This window comes from Klebsiella sp. HMSC16C06 (assembly GCF_001808325.1).
Lineage (GTDB): Bacteria > Pseudomonadota > Gammaproteobacteria > Enterobacterales > Enterobacteriaceae > Klebsiella > Klebsiella variicola.
Genome location: NZ_KV792983.1, coordinates 128334 through 146059 on the forward strand (window position 1 = coordinate 128334; position 17726 = coordinate 146059).

Annotated in this window: 13 protein-coding genes and 1 pseudogene; 12 read left to right on the plus strand and 2 right to left on the minus strand. The window is 45.0% G+C overall.

What is annotated here, in order from left to right; all coding sequences use genetic code 11:
* Positions 1-18 precede the first annotated feature (18 nt).
* The 6 genes from HMPREF3142_RS27280 (at position 19) to ugd (ending at position 8110) form a co-directional block, all read left to right on the plus strand.
* Positions 19-687: an acyltransferase gene (locus HMPREF3142_RS27280; protein ID WP_077270010.1), complete on the plus strand. Its 669-nt coding sequence runs from the start codon at positions 19-21 to the stop codon at positions 685-687.
* 79 nt (positions 688-766) lie between these two features.
* Entirely contained in the window at positions 767-2164 is a 1398-nt protein-coding gene (wcaJ, locus tag HMPREF3142_RS02220) for an undecaprenyl-phosphate glucose phosphotransferase (RefSeq protein ID WP_070611481.1), read from the plus strand.
* Between the two features lie 163 nt (positions 2165-2327).
* Entirely contained in the window at positions 2328-3734 is a 1407-nt protein-coding gene (gndA, locus tag HMPREF3142_RS02225; protein WP_070611483.1) for an NADP-dependent phosphogluconate dehydrogenase, read from the plus strand.
* Between the two features lie 237 nt (positions 3735-3971).
* Positions 3972-5387, plus strand: coding sequence for a mannose-1-phosphate guanylyltransferase/mannose-6-phosphate isomerase (locus tag HMPREF3142_RS02230; protein WP_023322964.1), 1416 nt, complete (start codon positions 3972-3974; stop codon positions 5385-5387).
* A gap of 22 nt (positions 5388-5409) precedes the next feature.
* Entirely contained in the window at positions 5410-6780 is a 1371-nt protein-coding gene (rfbK, locus tag HMPREF3142_RS02235) for an O9 family phosphomannomutase RfbK (protein ID WP_070611496.1), read from the plus strand.
* A 163-nt stretch (positions 6781-6943) separates the two neighbouring features.
* Positions 6944-8110, plus strand: coding sequence for a UDP-glucose 6-dehydrogenase (gene ugd / locus HMPREF3142_RS02240; protein ID WP_000704907.1), 1167 nt, complete (start codon positions 6944-6946; stop codon positions 8108-8110).
* A 423-nt stretch (positions 8111-8533) separates the two neighbouring features.
* On the opposite strand, the gene HMPREF3142_RS28890 is transcribed toward ugd, so the two are convergent.
* The gene (locus tag HMPREF3142_RS28890) at positions 8534-8656 is read right to left on the minus strand and encodes a small membrane protein (RefSeq protein ID WP_004144151.1); all 123 of its coding nucleotides are present in this window, start codon (positions 8654-8656) and stop codon (positions 8534-8536) included.
* 399 nt (positions 8657-9055) lie between these two features.
* Positions 9056-10060: an NAD-dependent epimerase gene (locus HMPREF3142_RS02245; RefSeq protein WP_008804104.1), complete on the minus strand. Its 1005-nt coding sequence runs from the start codon at positions 10058-10060 to the stop codon at positions 9056-9058.
* Positions 10061-11097: 1037 nt separating this feature from the next.
* On the opposite strand from HMPREF3142_RS02245, the gene rfbA reads away from it, so the two are divergent.
* The 6 genes and pseudogenes from rfbA (at position 11098) to HMPREF3142_RS02275 (ending at position 17722) form a co-directional block, all read left to right on the plus strand.
* On the plus strand, positions 11098-11865 hold the full coding sequence (gene rfbA / locus HMPREF3142_RS02250; RefSeq protein WP_032733506.1) for an O-antigen export ABC transporter permease RfbA: 768 nt from the start codon (positions 11098-11100) through the stop codon (positions 11863-11865).
* Positions 11865-12605 (plus strand): O-antigen export ABC transporter ATP-binding protein RfbB, encoded by a 741-nt coding sequence (gene rfbB / locus HMPREF3142_RS02255; RefSeq protein ID WP_032733330.1) that lies wholly within the window; start codon positions 11865-11867, stop codon positions 12603-12605. The genes rfbA and rfbB overlap by 1 nt, the downstream gene beginning before the upstream one ends.
* Before the next feature lie 15 nt (positions 12606-12620).
* Positions 12621-14517 (plus strand): annotated as a pseudogene (locus HMPREF3142_RS02260) (DUF4422 domain-containing protein).
* 14 nt (positions 14518-14531) lie between these two features.
* Positions 14532-15686 (plus strand): UDP-galactopyranose mutase, encoded by a 1155-nt coding sequence (rfbD, locus tag HMPREF3142_RS02265; RefSeq protein WP_070611485.1) that lies wholly within the window; start codon positions 14532-14534, stop codon positions 15684-15686.
* Positions 15683-16576: a glycosyltransferase gene (locus HMPREF3142_RS02270; protein ID WP_070611486.1), complete on the plus strand. Its 894-nt coding sequence runs from the start codon at positions 15683-15685 to the stop codon at positions 16574-16576. The genes rfbD and HMPREF3142_RS02270 overlap by 4 nt, the downstream gene beginning before the upstream one ends.
* Positions 16577-17722 carry a glycosyltransferase family 4 protein gene (locus HMPREF3142_RS02275; protein ID WP_165451975.1) on the plus strand — a complete coding sequence of 382 codons (1146 nt, stop codon included), beginning with the start codon at positions 16577-16579 and terminating at the stop codon, positions 17720-17722. It abuts the gene before it with no gap.
* Positions 17723-17726: the final 4 nt, after the last annotated feature.

Below are 17726 nucleotides of genomic sequence, written 5' to 3' on the forward strand. Positions count from 1 at the left end.
TAACACAAGAGCCATAATATGATTGTCAACAAAATTATTGAAAACATTAGCATTCTAAAAAATAGATGTCGTTCTTCTGAATGCAGCGTTATTGGTGTTTTATTTAGGATGATGATATTTCAAAGTGTGCACAAAAAAAATATTTTAACTTCTCCTAATGTGAAAATAAGAAATATTAAAAATATTATACTTCAAGATAAAAGTAACTTGGTCATCGGTTTGTCAAACGTTAGTCATGTAAGTAATGATTCGCGATGTTATATAAATAATCGAGGTGAAATACATGTTTCAGGGAATGTATTTATAGCTAAAAATGTTAGGTTTGACATTTCTGAATCTAGCGTAGTTACTTTAAATGATTGCTATATAGGTCCTGAGACAGATATTATATCCTATTCTGGGCTCAGTATCGGAAAAGGGAGCATGGTTTCTTGGAGAGTTCAAATTCTTGATGAAGATTTTCATTTGGTTTCTTATAATGATAAAAAACCAAAAGACAATAAAGTTGTCATAGGTGAGAATTGCCTTATAGGCAACAATGTATCTATTAATAAAGGCTCTATCATTGCTGATGGTTGTGTTGTAGCGAGTCATTCAGTCGTTAATGGTATTTTTCTTGAAAAAAATTGTCTTATAGCAGGGGTTCCAGCAAAAGTGGTTAAAAGAAATATATCATGGGAGCACTAACATTTCTTCTCTCCTTGGCTGTTCCTTTTATGAGTATTACTGACTAAGATATGCTTGTATATAAATGAGTGATTGAATTATGACAATATCTCAGCATCGCTTTCGCTCGAATGCAAATGCTTCAATAATTTCTATGCTTCAGCGTTTTTCTGATATACTAATTATATTTTTAGGTATATACCTTTCATGCTTTATTAATGGCCAGTTATTCACTTTACAGTATGTACTGATTGCGCTTGTCGCACTGGTTGTATTCCAAATGATTGGCGGTATTACTGACTTTTATCGTTCATGGCGTGGCGTTGAGTTTTCTGTTGAATTGATTTTAATACTTAAAAATTGGTCGCTTTCTTTTTTACTGACCCTTGGTTTTGTTACCTTATTTTCAGATTTAGATTTGACATTCAGAATCTTTATTTTTTGGTATTTAGCTGTTTGTGTTGGCTTTGTTATTACTCGTTCTTTTATCAGAGCATTAGCAGGATTTTTCCGCCGCATTGGTTATAATAAAAGAAGTGTTGCTTTTGCTGGTTCTTTACCAGCAGGCATTAGTTTGCTGGAGACTTTCAGAAAGCAGCCTTGGTTAGGATTTGAGGTTAAGGGCATATATGAAGATTCCTATTCAGGTGGATATGATCCAGAACTTTATGCTGGAAAAATTTCTGATTTAATATATGAGGCAAGAAATGGAACCATAGATCGTATTTACATTGCAATGCATATGCGAGATGAGGTTGCCATAAAAAATATGGTATCACAATTGACAGATACTACTTGCTCCGTTCTTTTTATACCTGATATATTTACTTTTAATATATTGCAATCGCGTACAGAAGAAATAAATGGAGTGCCGGTTGTTCCTTTATTTGATTCACCGCTTAATGGCATTAATATGGTCTTTAAGCGTCTTGAGGATATAATTGTATCCTCTTTGATTCTTATTCTGATATCACCAATTCTTCTGGTCATAGCTACTGCTGTTAAAACTACGTCGAAAGGACCGGTTATTTTCCGCCAGGTGCGTTATGGAATGGACGGAAAACCTATAAAAGTCTGGAAGTTTCGCTCGATGACTGTGATGGAAAACGACGACAAAGTTATTCAGGCTACAAAAAATGATATCCGGGTGACTAAAGTTGGCAAGTTTTTGCGCAGTACTTCCTTAGACGAACTTCCGCAGTTCTTTAATGTACTTTTTGGTCAGATGTCCGTTGTAGGGCCTCGGCCACATGCAGTTTCACATAACGAGCAATATCGGTCCTTAATTCAGGGATATATGCTTCGTCATAAGGTTAAGCCAGGTATCACGGGCTTAGCACAAATTAATGGTTGGCGTGGTGAAACTGATACTTTGGAAAAAATGGAAAAACGAATCGAATATGATTTGTTATATATCAGAGGATGGAGCATTTGGTTAGATCTAAAAATAATATTCCTTACTGTCTTTAAAGGGTTTATTAACAAATCTGCTTATTAATCAGATGCTGCTTAAAACAAGCTTTGTGCATTTATAGTCCAAAATTTATATCTTGTGCTAGTTAACAAATTTTCACTATGAGCTCTTTGTACTTTGGGCTAACATTATCATCACATTTAAGCTGCGAACGTGTCGCAGTGACCACACCTGACAGGAGTATGTAATGTCCAAGCAACAAATCGGGGTTGTCGGTATGGCTGTGATGGGGCGTAACCTTGCGCTGAACATCGAAAGCCGTGGCTATACCGTCTCCGTTTTCAACCGCTCCCGTGAAAAGACCGAAGAAGTGATTGCCGAAAACCCAGGCAAGAAACTGGTTCCTTACTACACAGTACAAGAGTTTGTTGAATCCCTCGAAACACCACGTCGTATCCTGTTGATGGTGAAGGCAGGGGCTGGCACCGACAGCGCCATCGATTCCCTGAAGCCTTACCTTGATAAAGGCGACATCATCATTGATGGCGGCAACACCTTCTTCCAGGACACCATCCGTCGTAACCGTGAACTGTCTGCCGAAGGTTTTAACTTTATCGGTACCGGTGTTTCCGGTGGTGAAGAGGGGGCCCTGAAAGGTCCTTCCATCATGCCTGGTGGCCAGAAAGAAGCCTATGAGCTGGTTGCTCCAATTCTGAAGCAGATCGCGGCGGTTGCAGAAGACGGTGAACCATGTGTGACCTATATCGGTGCTGACGGTGCTGGCCATTATGTGAAGATGGTTCATAACGGCATCGAGTATGGCGATATGCAACTGATTGCAGAAGCTTATGCGCTGTTGAAAGGCGGTCTGGCTCTTTCCAACGAAGATCTGGCGCAAACATTCACCGAATGGAACGGAGGTGAACTGAGCAGTTACCTGATCGACATTACCAAAGATATCTTCACCAAGAAGGATGAAGAAGGTAAGTACCTCGTTGATGTTATTCTTGATGAAGCTGCAAACAAAGGTACCGGTAAGTGGACCAGCCAGAGCTCACTGGATCTCGGCGAACCTCTGTCTCTGATCACCGAGTCCGTATTTGCTCGTTACATCTCTTCGCTTAAAGACCAGCGTGTAGCCGCGTCGAAAGTGCTGAGTGGTCCGCAGGCTCAACCGGCCGGTGATAAAGCGGAATTTATCGAAAAAGTTCGTCGCGCGTTGTACCTCGGTAAAATCGTTTCCTATGCTCAGGGCTTCTCCCAGCTGCGTGCTGCTTCTGATGAATACAACTGGGACCTGAACTATGGCGAGATCGCTAAGATTTTCCGCGCTGGCTGCATAATTCGTGCGCAGTTCCTGCAGAAGATCACCGATGCTTATGCGCAAAACGCTGGCATTGCTAACCTCCTGCTGGCGCCGTACTTCAAACAGATCGCTGATGACTATCAACAGGCGCTGCGTGATGTCGTGGCTTATGCTGTGCAGAATGGTATTCCGGTACCGACGTTCTCTGCCGCAATTGCTTATTACGACAGCTACCGTTCTGCGGTTCTGCCGGCTAACCTGATTCAGGCTCAGCGTGATTACTTTGGTGCGCACACCTATAAGCGTACTGATAAAGAAGGTGTATTCCATACCGAGTGGTTGGAATAATCTTTATATGCCACAGTCAGGCCAATTGGCCTGACTGTTATCTATTGTTTTTTCTACAATAAACTGATCAAAGTCATCTTATTTGTACGTCTTCATTATTTTTAGCTCTAATAAACCAAGTGTTTATCTTTTAAGAATTTGCCATATTTATACTTCTGTATATCTATAATAATCTGCTTCTGGCCTCAGAATATATCTGGGTGTTTAATAACAGGGTTTTAATTAAAGGATATTAATATGTTGCTTCCTGTGATCATGGCTGGTGGTACCGGCAGTCGTCTCTGGCCGATGTCTCGCGAGCTTTACCCGAAACAGTTCCTCCGTCTGTTCGGGCAGAACTCCATGCTGCAGGAAACCATCACCCGACTTTCGGGCCTTGAAATCCATGAACCGATGGTCATCTGTAACGAAGAGCACCGCTTCCTGGTGGCCGAACAGCTGCGTCAGCTCAACAAGCTGTCCAACAACATTATTCTTGAGCCGGTCGGGCGCAACACCGCCCCGGCCATCGCCCTGGCGGCTCTTCAGGCTACCCGTCACGGTGAGGACCCGCTGATGCTGGTCCTCGCTGCCGACCATATCATCAATAACCAGCCGGTCTTCCACGACGCCATCCGCGTCGCCGAGCAGTATGCCGATGAAGGCCATCTGGTCACCTTCGGTATCGTGCCGAACGCCCCTGAAACCGGCTACGGCTACATCCAGCGCGGCGTGGCCCTCACCGACAGCGCCCACACCCCGTACCAGGTGGCCCGCTTCGTGGAGAAGCCGGACCGCGAGCGCGCCGAGGCCTACCTCGCCTCCGGGGAGTACTACTGGAACAGCGGCATGTTTATGTTCCGCGCCAAAAAATACCTCTCCGAGCTGGCCAAATTCCGCCCGGATATCCTCGAAGCCTGCCAGGCCGCGGTCAATGCCGCCGACAACGGCAGCGACTTCATCAGCATTCCGCATGACATTTTCTGCGAGTGCCCGGACGAGTCCGTGGACTACGCGGTAATGGAGAAAACCGCCGACGCGGTGGTGGTCGGTCTCGATGCCGACTGGAGCGACGTCGGCTCCTGGTCCGCCCTGTGGGAGGTCAGCCCGAAAGACGAGCAGGGCAACGTCCTCAGCGGTGACGCGTGGGTGCACAACAGCGAAAACTGCTACATCAACAGCGACGAGAAGCTGGTGGCGGCCATCGGCGTGGAGAACCTGGTGATTGTCAGCACCAAGGACGCCGTGCTGGTGATGAACCGCGAGCGTTCCCAGGACGTGAAGAAGGCGGTCGAGTTCCTCAAGCAGAACCAGCGCAGCGAGTACAAGCGCCACCGCGAGATTTACCGTCCCTGGGGCCGCTGCGACGTGGTGGTCCAGACCCCGCGCTTCAACGTCAACCGCATCACCGTGAAACCGGGCGGCGCCTTCTCGATGCAGATGCACCACCACCGCGCCGAGCACTGGGTCATTCTCGCCGGCACCGGCCAGGTGACGGTCAACGGCAAGCAGTTCCTGCTGACCGAGAACCAGTCCACCTTTATTCCGATTGGCGCCGAGCACAGCCTGGAAAACCCGGGCCGTATTCCGCTGGAAGTGCTGGAGATCCAGTCGGGGTCGTACCTCGGCGAGGACGACATTATTCGTATTAAAGACCAGTATGGTCGTTGCTAATTTTTTCGGGACAAAACGCAGAATGACACAGTTAACATGCTTTAAGGCTTATGACATCCGTGGTGAACTGGGCGAGGAACTGAACGAGGACATCGCCTACCGTATCGGCCGCGCCTACGGCGAATTTCTGAAACCCGGGAAGATAGTGGTGGGGGGCGATGTGCGCCTCACCAGCGAGTCGCTGAAGCTGGCGCTGGCCCGCGGGCTGATGGACGCCGGCACCGACGTGCTGGATATCGGCCTGAGCGGCACCGAAGAGATTTACTTTGCCACTTTCCACCTCGGGGTGGACGGCGGCATCGAGGTGACGGCGAGCCATAACCCGATGAACTACAACGGCATGAAGCTGGTGCGCGAGAATGCGAAGCCCATCAGCGGCGACACCGGCCTGCGGGATATCCAGCGCCTGGCGGAGGAGAACCAGTTCCCGCCGGTGGACCCGGCGCGTCGCGGGACCCTGCGCCAGATTTCGGTGCTGAAGGAGTACGTCGACCACCTGATGGGCTACGTGGACCTGGCGAACTTCACCCGTCCGCTGAAGCTGGTGGTGAACTCCGGCAACGGGGCGGCGGGGCATGTGATTGATGAGGTGGAGAAACGCTTCGCGGCGGCCGGGGCGCCGGTGACCTTTATCAAGGTGCATCACCAGCCGGACGGCCATTTCCCGAACGGTATCCCGAACCCGCTGCTGCCGGAGTGCCGTCAGGACACCGCCGATGCGGTGCGTGCGCATCAGGCGGACATGGGTATCGCCTTTGACGGCGACTTCGACCGCTGCTTCCTGTTCGATGGCGAGGCGTCGTTTATCGAGGGGTACTACATTGTCGGCCTGCTGGCGGAAGCGTTCCTGCAGAAACAGCCGGGGGCGAAAATCATTCACGACCCGCGTCTGACGTGGAACACGGTGGACATCGTGACCCGCAGCGGCGGCCAGCCGGTGATGTCGAAGACGGGGCATGCGTTCATCAAGGAGCGGATGCGCCAGGAAAACGCCATCTACGGCGGGGAGATGAGTGCGCACCATTACTTCCGCGACTTCGCCTACTGCGACAGCGGGATGATCCCGTGGCTGCTGGTGGCGGAGCTGCTGTGCCTGAAGAACAGTTCGCTGAAATCGCTGGTGGCGGACCGCCAGGCGGCGTTCCCGGCGTCGGGGGAGATCAACCGCAAGCTGGGGAATGCGGCGGAGGCGATAGCGCGCATCCGGGCGCAGTATGAGCCGGCGGCCGCACACATCGACACAACGGACGGTATCAGTATTGAATACCCTGAGTGGCGCTTTAACCTGCGCACGTCCAACACGGAGCCGGTGGTGCGTTTGAACGTTGAGTCCAGAGCGGATACTGCGTTAATGAATGCAAAAACCGAAGAGATTTTAGCTCTTCTCAAGTAATGCATTATCCATAATGGAAGCCATAGGGTCAGATTTTAATCGTATTATTGACCTTATGGCTTATTCTTGACATCCCACTGGTCAAAGCGTAAAACCGCCCACAGTATTATTTAAATTCGTGGCTATCCGCCATTATCCAGTTAACTGATTAAAGTGTAATCTCATGAAAATTACTATTTCCGGTACAGGTTATGTTGGTTTATCGAACGGTGTCCTGATTGCGCAAAACCACGAAGTGGTTGCTCTGGATATCGTACAGGCCAAAGTGGATATGCTTAACCAGAAGATCTCTCCGATTGTGGATAAAGAGATTCAGGAATATCTTGCAGAAAAACCGTTAAATTTCCGTGCCACCACGGACAAGCACGACGCCTATCGTAATGCCGACTACGTGATCATTGCGACGCCGACCGATTACGATCCCAAAACCAACTACTTCAACACCTCTACGGTGGAAGCGGTTATTCGCGATGTCACAGAGATCAACCCGAACGCGGTGATGATCATTAAATCGACCATCCCGGTGGGGTTCACCCGCGACATCAAAGAACGTTTAGGGATTGATAATGTTATTTTCTCTCCTGAGTTCCTGCGTGAAGGCCGTGCGCTGTACGACAACCTGCACCCATCGCGCATTGTTATTGGTGAGCGCTCTGCGCGTGCCGAGCGTTTCGCAGACCTGCTGAAAGAAGGCGCGATTAAGCAGGATATCCCGACCCTGTTTACCGACTCCACTGAAGCGGAAGCGATCAAACTGTTCGCGAACACCTATCTGGCGCTGCGTGTTGCCTATTTCAATGAGCTCGACAGCTATGCTGAAAGCCAGGGGCTGAACAGCAAGCAGATTATCGAAGGGGTATGCCTGGATCCGCGTATCGGCAACCACTACAACAACCCGTCCTTTGGCTATGGCGGCTACTGCCTGCCGAAAGATACCAAGCAGCTGCTGGCGAACTACGAATCGGTCCCGAACAATATCATCGCGGCTATCGTGGATGCTAACCGTACCCGTAAAGACTTTATCGCGGATTCTATTCTCGCCCGTAAGCCGAAAGTGGTGGGTGTGTATCGCCTGATCATGAAGAGTGGTTCGGACAACTTCCGTGCCTCTTCTATTCAGGGCATTATGAAGCGCATCAAGGCGAAAGGTATTCCGGTTATTATCTATGAACCGGTGATGCAGGAAGATGAGTTCTTTAACTCCCGCGTCGTGCGCGACCTGGATGCCTTCAAACAAGAGGCGGATGTGATCATCTCTAACCGTATGGCGGAAGAGCTGGCAGATGTGGCGGACAAGGTATACACCCGCGATCTGTTTGGTAACGATTAATTCTGCCTGTCTGAGACTGGCGGTTTCCCGCCGCCAGTGTTCTTCTTTATCTTCCCCGTTATATCCCTCACTCCGCGTATTTCTCACACATTCAGATTAACCTCAATAAATTGTGATGGACATTACGATCCTGCTCAAAAGCCGTTGCGGGTTGAAAACAGGTCCGATAAGTTAAACTTACCTTGTGAAGAGCTACCGTCACTGTGATGTAGATGCCGGAGATAAGCGCCGGGAGGTAAAACAAAGCCTGCAACGCAGGCTTTTGTTATTTATGCCCTATGGAAATATGATGAACAGGGCGCGATTAACACTATTTTTTCTTGCCTTAATGCCACGCCAAAACGCAGAATGAACGCTCATTCTGTAATATCATTTTTTTATCTCTTAATGTTATCTTAATCTAATTGCAATACGGAGCGGTCCTTACCACTTGCGTTTATTAAACGTCAGTTTCGTTTTCTTTCTGTCTTTTAAATAAGAAATCAAGAAATAAACGGAAACAGCAAGTAGTATGGCAGCCACCACTAAGAAAAATAGGTTTTCCATAATATCTACCACAGAGCGTATGTTGATTGAATTATTAGTTTGATAAGCAATGCACCAGTTTTGTTCTGTTGCATGGCTTGCTCTAACATATCCTGGATTTAGGAAAATTCCTACAGAGAGTAATGTTTTTGCTCAATCAGCATATAATGCTGTTTCCACTCACCAAATTGGGATGGATGACAGAAAAGTTTGAGTGCCTGGCGCGCGGATATTTGCTTTTTTGAAAAAGGCTGGATGAAACTGGTTTCAGGCGTGCGAGAAAAAAGGCAAAAAATCTCTCTATAGCACAAAATATTATATATAAAACAATGAATGCGCATTCCGTCGACATATAGTCAGGATAACGGAGGTTCCATAGAAGAGGTTGCCGCAACCTGACGATTGCGGCAGGGCAGGGGATTAGATCTGATAGTAATCCTTATACCACTCGACAAAGTTCTTCACGCCTTCCTTCACTGACGTCTGCGGCTTGAAACCCACCAGGTCATATAGCGGTTGGGTGTCTGCGCTGGTGTCCAGCACATCGCCCGGCTGGATCGGCATCATATTCTTCTTCGCTTCCATCCCCAGCGCCTCTTCCAGGGCGGTAATGTAGTCCATCAGTTCCACTGGCGAGCTGTTGCCAATGTTATAGACCCGATACGGCGCGGAACTGGTGGCCGGTGAACCGCTCTCAACGGTCCAGTCGGCATTGGCCTGCGGGATCACATCCTGGACGCGCACCACCGCCTCGACGATGTCGTCGATATAGGTAAAGTCGCGCTTCATTTTGCCGTAGTTGTAGACGTCAATACTTTTCCCTTCCAGCATCGCTTTCGTGAACTTGAACAGCGCCATATCCGGGCGGCCCCAGGGGCCATAGACCGTAAAGAAGCGCAGCCCGGTGGTCGGGATGCTGTACAGATGGGAATAGGTATGCGCCATCAGCTCATTAGCTTTCTTGGTGGCGGCATACAGGGAGACCGGATGATCGACGGAATCTTCGGTGGAGAAAGGCATTTTACGGTTGAGGCCGTAAACCGAGCTGGAGGAGGCGTACACCAGGTGTTTCACTTTGGTATGGCGGCAGCCTTCCAGAATGTTCAGATAACCCATCAGGTTAGCGTCCGCATAGGCATACGGATTTTCCAGCGAGTAACGCACACCGGCCTGGGCAGCCAGGTGGATCACGCGATCAAATTGCTCTGCGGCGAACAGCTTTGCCATACCTTCCCGGTCGGCCAGATCCAGCTGCTGGAAATGGAATGCCGGAGATGCCAGGCGATCCAGACGGGCCTGCTTCAGGCTGACGTCATAATAGTCGTTCATGTTGTCGATCCCGACAACATCATGCCCTTCATTCAGCAGGCGCTGCGCGATATGAAAGCCGATAAAACCTGCGGCACCAGTGACCAAAAACTTCATATTTTTCCTCCGGGGTGTGGATATCCCGTTCTACATAAGTGCCGATTTTACACTGGCTTGCGGTTGGGATCACTTGCTTTGCCATGACAAGACATGCATGTACCTGTAAACAGCAGCGTCAGAGAGTAAATATCATGTAATTAATTATCATTCTCGAAGATCATTATGCCACTGATAAGGTTAAAAGCAATTATAAACAATGGGTTAGGTATTTGCTTCGGTTTTACCTAGTATTTCAAAATTTTAGACGCTGTCTGGCATCGTACTGTAAAGATGTTACTTTAGCTTAGCCCGGTGTGTTTGTTTCCAGAGAACTTATTTAGCGATAATGCCATGATATCGTCTAAAGTGTGTCCATTTTTACATTGAAAAAGCCATGAGCCGGATTTTTACTTTAATTCCTTACTTGCAGAGTTATAATACGCTGCCGTTCTATTTAGCAGGCTTAGGTGTTGCTTGTTAAATGATCACGAAAAGTTGTTATTAAGATGCAAGAAATTATTTCAGAATTTCATGCTGCCCTTAGATGGCTCTTTTGAATGGAAGGGTGTGATGAGCAAGTGAGGGAGAGTGCTACGCCAGGCATGCTGCTTGCGGAAATGAGAAAGTCCTGATAGCTAACGGGGAACGGAAACGCCAGAGTAAAGCCTTTTGTAGCTAAGGTAACGAGATGCAGGGCTGTACTGAAACAGTTATGCCAGGTACAGCGCGGTTTGAACGGATGTAAGTGCAAATAAACTCGGTGGATCACGCATTTTGGTTGCGATAGCCAATGGCGGTAGCGTGGAAGAAAACATTTGATAAGTTATTAATTTGTTGAATTGTAAGGGTTTTGTCGTTATGGGAAACGGGGTGACGCTTGCGTTTTCACTCAAATCATTGGTTGCAGTCGATGAATGGCTGTTGACCTGATAAACTTTGCCCGCAACACAAAGCAATCAGTTTCTCGATTGCTGAGCCTGGCACGATCGGCGAGCTAGACCTGGTATGACTAACTCATTCAGTGGATATTTGTAGAATAATTTATGAGTATAAAGATGAAGTACAATTTAGGGTATTTATTTGATTTGCTTGTTGTAATAACAAATAAAGATCTAAAAGTGCGCTATAAGAGCAGCATGCTAGGTTATTTATGGTCAGTAGCAAATCCATTGCTTTTTGCCATGATTTATTATTTTATATTTAAGCTGGTAATGAGAGTACAAATTCCAAATTATACGGTTTTCCTCATTACCGGTTTGTTCCCGTGGCAATGGTTTGCCAGTTCAGCCACTAACTCATTATTTTCATTCATTGCCAACGCACAAATTATCAAGAAGACAGTTTTTCCCCGGTCCGTTATTCCGCTAAGCAATGTGATGATGGAAGGTTTGCATTTTCTTTGCACCATACCGGTTATTGTCGTATTTCTTTTTGTTTATGGCATGACGCCGTCTTTATCCTGGCTTTGGGGTATACCACTTATTGCTATTGGTCAGGTGATTTTCACCTTTGGTGTTTCAATCATATTTTCAACGTTGAACCTGTTTTTCCGTGACCTTGAGCGCTTTGTCAGTCTGGGGATTATGTTGATGTTTTATTGTACGCCGATTTTATATGCGTCTGATATGATCCCGGGGAATTTTAGCTGGATAATTACCTACAATCCGCTAGCGAGTATGATTCTTAGTTGGCGTGATTTATTCATGAATGGGACTCTTAATTATGAGTATATTTCTATACTATATTTTACGGGAATCATTTTAACGGTTGTTGGTTTGTCTATTTTCAATAAATTAAAATATCGATTTGCAGAGATCTTGTAATGCACCCAGTTATTAACTTCAGTCATGTTACAAAAGAGTATCCTCTGTACCATCATATTGGCTCAGGAATCAAAGACTTAGTCTTCCATCCGAAGCGCGCTCTTCAGTTGCTGAAGGGGCGGAAATATTTAGCTATCGAAGACGTATCCTTTACTGTTGGAAAAGGTGAGGCTGTTGCCCTGATTGGACGTAATGGGGCAGGAAAGAGCACATCACTTGGCCTGGTTGCAGGGGTGATTAAGCCAACTAAGGGAACAGTTACCACTGAAGGACGGGTAGCATCGATGCTTGAACTCGGCGGAGGCTTTCATCCGGAGCTTACCGGGCGTGAGAATATTTACCTGAATGCAACCCTGTTGGGCCTGCGGCGTAAAGAGGTCCAGCAACGTATGGAACGTATTATTGAATTTTCGGAACTGGGAGAGTTCATAGACGAGCCCATCAGAGTATATTCAAGCGGAATGCTAGCGAAGTTAGGTTTTTCTGTCATCAGCCAGGTTGAACCGGATATTTTAATTATTGATGAAGTTCTGGCAGTAGGTGATATCGCTTTTCAGTCCAAATGCATCCAGACCATCACAGACTTTAAGAAAAGAGGTGTGACGATACTGTTTGTTAGTCACAATATGAGTGACGTTGAAAAAATCTGCGACAGAGTGATTTGGATCGAAAATCATAGACTCAGAGAAGTGGGGTCTGCAGAGCGAATCATTGAACTGTATAAGCAAGCAATGGCTTAATCATTGGGTAATATAATGAAGAATAGCGTTAAAATCTATACCAGCCACCATAAGCCTAGTGCTTTTCTTAATGCTGCAATTATCAAACCGCTACATGTCGGCAAAGCTAATTCTTATAATGATATTGGTTGCCCTGGTGATGATTCAGGCGATAATATTTCTTTTAAAAATCCGTTTTATTGCGAACTGACTGCACATTATTGGGTTTGGAAAAACGAGGACCTGGCCGACTATGTCGGTTTTATGCACTATCGCCGCCATCTAAATTTTTCTGAAAAACAAAACTTTTCAGAGGATACATGGGGGGTCGTGAACCATCCATGCATTGATGAAGAGTATGAGAAAACCTTTGGATTAAACGAAGAAACAATTCAAAGGTGTGTTGAAGGTATTGATATCTTACTGCCAAAAAAATGGTCTGTCACTGCGGCGGGAAGTAAAAATAATTACGATCACTATGAACGAGGTGAATACTTACACATTCGTGATTATCAGGCTGCCATTGCCATCGTTGAAAAACTATATCCAGAGTATAGCACGGCAATAAAAACGTTTAATGATGCCAGCGATGGCTATTACACTAATATGTTTGTCATGCGCAAAGATATTTTTGTTAACTATTCTGAGTGGCTCTTTTCCATTCTGGATAATCTCGAAGATGCCATCTCGATGAACAATTATAATGCCCAGGAAAAACGCGTTATTGGGCATATAGCTGAACGGCTGTTTAATATTTACATTATTAAGTTGCAACAAGATGGTGAGCTTAAAGTAAAAGAATTACAGCGTACCTTTGTCAGCAATGAAACATTTAATGGTGCACTGAATCCCGTTTTTGATTCTGCGGTTCCAGTAGTTATCAGTTTCGATGATAATTACGCAATCAGCGGTGGTGCATTAATTAATTCCATTGTGCGTCATGCGGACAAAAATAAAAATTATGATATCGTCGTACTCGAAAACAAAGTAAGCTATTTAAATAAAGCGCGGTTGGTCAATCTAACCACAGCTCATTCGAATATTTCTCTTCGTTTTTTTGACGTTAATGCCTTCACTGAAATAAACGGTGTGCATACCCGAGCGCATTTTAGCGCATCAACGTATGCCCGTCTTTTTATTCCTCAGCTGTTCAGACGATACGATAAAGTCGTATTTATTGATTCAGATACCGTAGTAAAGGCTGACTTGGGTGAACTGCTTGATATCTCTCTGGGCAACAATTTAGTTGCAGCGGTTAAGGATATTGTTATGGAAGGTTTTGTAAAATTTTCTGCAATGTCGGCATCAGATGATGGTGTTATGCCGGCAGGCGAATACTTACAAAAAACCTTAAACATGAATAATCCTGATGAGTATTTTCAGGCAGGTATTAATTGTTTTTAATGTCAAACAAATGGTCGAAGAAAATACCTTTGCTGAATTAATGCGGGTATTAAAGGCAAAAAAATACTGGTTCCTCGACCAGGATATCATGAATAAAGTATTCTACTCGCGAGTCACATTTCTGCCATTAGAGTGGAACGTTTATCATGGTAACGGCAACACGGATGATTTCTTCCCTAATCTTAAATTTGCAACCTATATGAAATTTTTAGCGGCCCGCAAGAAGCCTAAAATGATTCATTATGCGGGTGAGAACAAACCATGGAATACCGAGAAAGTCGATTTTTATGACGACTTTATTGAAAACATCGCTAACACCCCATGGGAAATGGAAATCTATAAACGACAAATGTCGTTAGCGGCTTCGATTGGTTTAACCCATAGCGAGCCGCAACAAGAAATCTTGTTCCAGACCAAAATCAAGAACTTACTGATGCCTTATGTAAATAAATATGCACCAATAGGCACGCCAAGAAGAAACCTGATGACTAAATATTATTACAAAGTTCGCCGTGCCATTCTTGGATAATAAAGAGAAAATAAATGAAAAGTAAAAAAATATTGATCGTAGGTGCCGGTTTCTCTGGTGCAGTTATTGGTCGCCAGCTTGCCGAGCAGGGGCATCAAGTTCATATTATCGATCAGCGTGATCATATCGGGGGAAATTCCTATGACGCGCGCGACTCTGAAACGAATGTGATGGTCCATGTTTATGGACCTCATATTTTCCATACTGACAATGAAACAGTGTGGAACTATGTTAACGAACATGCCGAGATGATGCCCTATGTGAACCGGGTTAAAGCGACAGTTAATGGTCAGGTATTTTCCTTGCCTATTAATTTGCATACCATTAACCAGTTTTTCTCAAAAACTTGTTCACCTGATGAGGCCAGAGCGCTCATTGCTGATAAAGGGGATAGCACTATCGCTGATCCACAAACTTTTGAAGAGCAAGCGTTGCGCTTTATTGGAAAAGAGTTATATGAAGCCTTTTTTAAAGGCTATACGATTAAACAGTGGGGGATGCAACCCTCTGAACTGCCTGCATCTATTCTTAAACGTCTGCCTGTTCGTTTTAACTATGATGATAATTATTTTAACCACAAATTTCAGGGCATGCCTAAATGTGGTTATACACAGATGATTAAGTCCATTCTCAATCATGAGAATATCGAGGTTCACTTACAGCGGGAATTTATCGTTGAAGAGCGAACTCATTACGATCACGTATTCTATAGCGGTCCATTAGATGCCTTTTATGGCTACCAATATGGCCGTCTGGGCTATCGAACATTAGATTTCAAAAAGTTTACCTATCAGGGCGACTATCAGGGATGCGCAGTGATGAACTATTGTTCTGTTGATGTTCCCTATACTCGCATCACTGAACATAAATATTTTTCGCCTTGGGAACAACACGACGGCTCTGTTTGCTATAAAGAATATAGCCGTGCTTGCGAAGAAAATGATATTCCTTACTATCCTATTCGCCAGATGGGAGAAATGGCCCTTCTTGAAAAATATTTGTCACTGGCTGAGAATGAAACCAATATCACATTTGTTGGACGTCTTGGAACCTACCGTTACCTCGACATGGATGTGACCATCGCCGAAGCGTTGAAAACCGCAGACGTCTATTTAAATTCACTCACTGAAAATCAGCCAATGCCTGTGTTTACGGTTTCTGTACGATGAAATATACGGCATTGATAGTGACATTCAATCGTCTCGGTAAACTGAAAAAAACCGTTGAAGAGACCCTCAAACTTGAATTCACTAATATTGTTATTGTCAATAACGGGTCCACGGATGGGACCCAAGCTTGGCTTTCGTCAATTGTTGATGCGCGAGTCATTGTTTTAACCCTCACCGAGAATACCGGTGGGGCGGGGGGCTTTAAAACCGGAAGTCAGTATATCTGTGAACAGCTGGCAAGTGATTGGGTATTTTTCTACGATGACGATGCTTACCCGTATCCAGACACTCTGAAGTCCTTTTCACTGCTGGATAAGCGGGGATGTCGGGTATTTAGTGGACTGGTGAAAGATCCGCAAGGAAAACCGTGTCCGATGAATATGCCGTTCTCGCGTGTGCCAACCTCCCTTAGCGACACTGTACGCTATTTACGCTACCCTGGAGAGTTTATCCCGGAAGCTAATTGTTCGATGTTCGTACAAACGGTTTCATTTGTTGGGATGGTCATACATCGTGATTTGCTCGCGACGAGTCTTGACCACATTCATGAACAGCTCTTTATCTACTTTGATGATCTTTATTTTGGCTATCAGCTATCATTAGCTGGTGAGCAAATTATGTATAGCCCGGAGTTGCTTTTTTATCATGATGTGAGTATTCAGGGAAAACTTATTGCGCCTGAATGGAAGGTTTACTATCTATGCCGTAATTTGATTCTGTCGAAGAAAATATTCCAGAAAAACTCCGTGTATAGCAATTCAGCAATAGCGATACGCATCCTAAAATATATATTAATCCTGCCATGGCAACGTCAAAAATATTCCTATATGAAATTTATTCTTCGTGGAATTTCACATGGCATAAAAGGTATTAGTGGTAAGTATCATTAAGTGGGCATAGCAATGAGAAAATTGTGTTATTTCATAAATTCGGATTGGTACTTCGATTTACACTGGATCGATCGTGCCATCGCCTCCCGTGATGCAGGTTATGAGATTCACATCATCAGCCATTTTATTGATGACAACATAATAAATAAATTCAAAACATTTGGTTTTGTTTGCCATAATGTGACTCTTGATGCTCAATCTTTTAATGCATTGGTTTTCTTTCGCACTTATCATCATGTTCAAAAAATTATTAAAAATATAAAGCCTGATCTTTTGCATTGCATCACGATCAAACCATGCTTGATTGGTGGCGTGCTCGCGAAGAAATTTAAACTGCCGGTCATCGTAAGTTTTGTTGGGCTTGGAAGAGTATTTTCTTCAGACAGTATGCCTTTAAAATTATTGCGACAGTTTACTATTGCTGCATATAAATATATTGCCAGCAATAAGCGCTGTATATTTATGTTTGAACATGACCGCGACAGAAAAAAACTGGCTAAGTTGGTTGGACTTGAAGAACAACAGACTATTGTTATTGATGGTGCAGGCATTAATCCAGATATATACAAATATTCTCTTGAACAGGATCATGATGTCCCTGTTGTTCTGTTTGCCAGTCGTATGTTGTGGAGTAAAGGGCTGGGGGACTTAATTGAAGCGAAAAAAATATTACGCAGTAAAAATATTCAGTTTACTTTGAATGTCGCGGGAATTCTGGTCGAAAATGATAAGGATGCTATTTCCCTTCAGGTCATTGAAAACTGGCATCAGGAAGGATTAATTAATTGGTTAGGTCGTTCTAATAACGTTTGCGATCTTATTGAGCAATCAAATATCGTTGCTTTGCCGTCAGTTTACTCTGAAGGTGTTCCACGAATTCTTCTGGAAGCATCTTCTGTTGGTCGCGCTTGTATTGCTTATGATGTTGGTGGTTGTGATAGTCTTATTATTGATAACGATAATGGCATTATTGTTAAAAGTAATTCACCAGAAGAACTGGCAGATAAACTTGCCTTTTTGCTTATTAATCCTAAAGCACGTGTTGAAATGGGTATTAAAGGCCGTAAGCGTATTCAGGATAAATTCTCGAGTGGTATGATTATTAGTAAGACGCTGAAAACTTATCATGATGTGGTTGAAGGATAGTAGT

Bases quoted from the DNA above. Each gene is read 5' to 3' on its own strand.
- HMPREF3142_RS27280 (WP_077270010.1), top strand. From the start codon at position 19: ATGATTGTCAACAAAATTATTGAAAACATTAGCATTCTAAAAAATAGA.
- wcaJ (WP_070611481.1), top strand. From the start codon at position 767: ATGACAATATCTCAGCATCGCTTTCGCTCGAATGCAAATGCTTCAATA.
- gndA (WP_070611483.1), top strand. From the start codon at position 2,328: ATGTCCAAGCAACAAATCGGGGTTGTCGGTATGGCTGTGATGGGGCGT.
- HMPREF3142_RS02230 (WP_023322964.1), top strand. From the start codon at position 3,972: ATGTTGCTTCCTGTGATCATGGCTGGTGGTACCGGCAGTCGTCTCTGG.
- rfbK (WP_070611496.1), top strand. From the start codon at position 5,410: ATGACACAGTTAACATGCTTTAAGGCTTATGACATCCGTGGTGAACTG.
- ugd (WP_000704907.1), top strand. From the start codon at position 6,944: ATGAAAATTACTATTTCCGGTACAGGTTATGTTGGTTTATCGAACGGT.
- HMPREF3142_RS28890 (WP_004144151.1), bottom strand. From the start codon at position 8,656: ATGGAAAACCTATTTTTCTTAGTGGTGGCTGCCATACTACTTGCTGTT.
- HMPREF3142_RS02245 (WP_008804104.1), bottom strand. From the start codon at position 10,060: ATGAAGTTTTTGGTCACTGGTGCCGCAGGTTTTATCGGCTTTCATATC.
- rfbA (WP_032733506.1), top strand. From the start codon at position 11,098: ATGAAGTACAATTTAGGGTATTTATTTGATTTGCTTGTTGTAATAACA.
- rfbB (WP_032733330.1), top strand. From the start codon at position 11,865: ATGCACCCAGTTATTAACTTCAGTCATGTTACAAAAGAGTATCCTCTG.
- rfbD (WP_070611485.1), top strand. From the start codon at position 14,532: ATGAAAAGTAAAAAAATATTGATCGTAGGTGCCGGTTTCTCTGGTGCA.
- HMPREF3142_RS02270 (WP_070611486.1), top strand. From the start codon at position 15,683: ATGAAATATACGGCATTGATAGTGACATTCAATCGTCTCGGTAAACTG.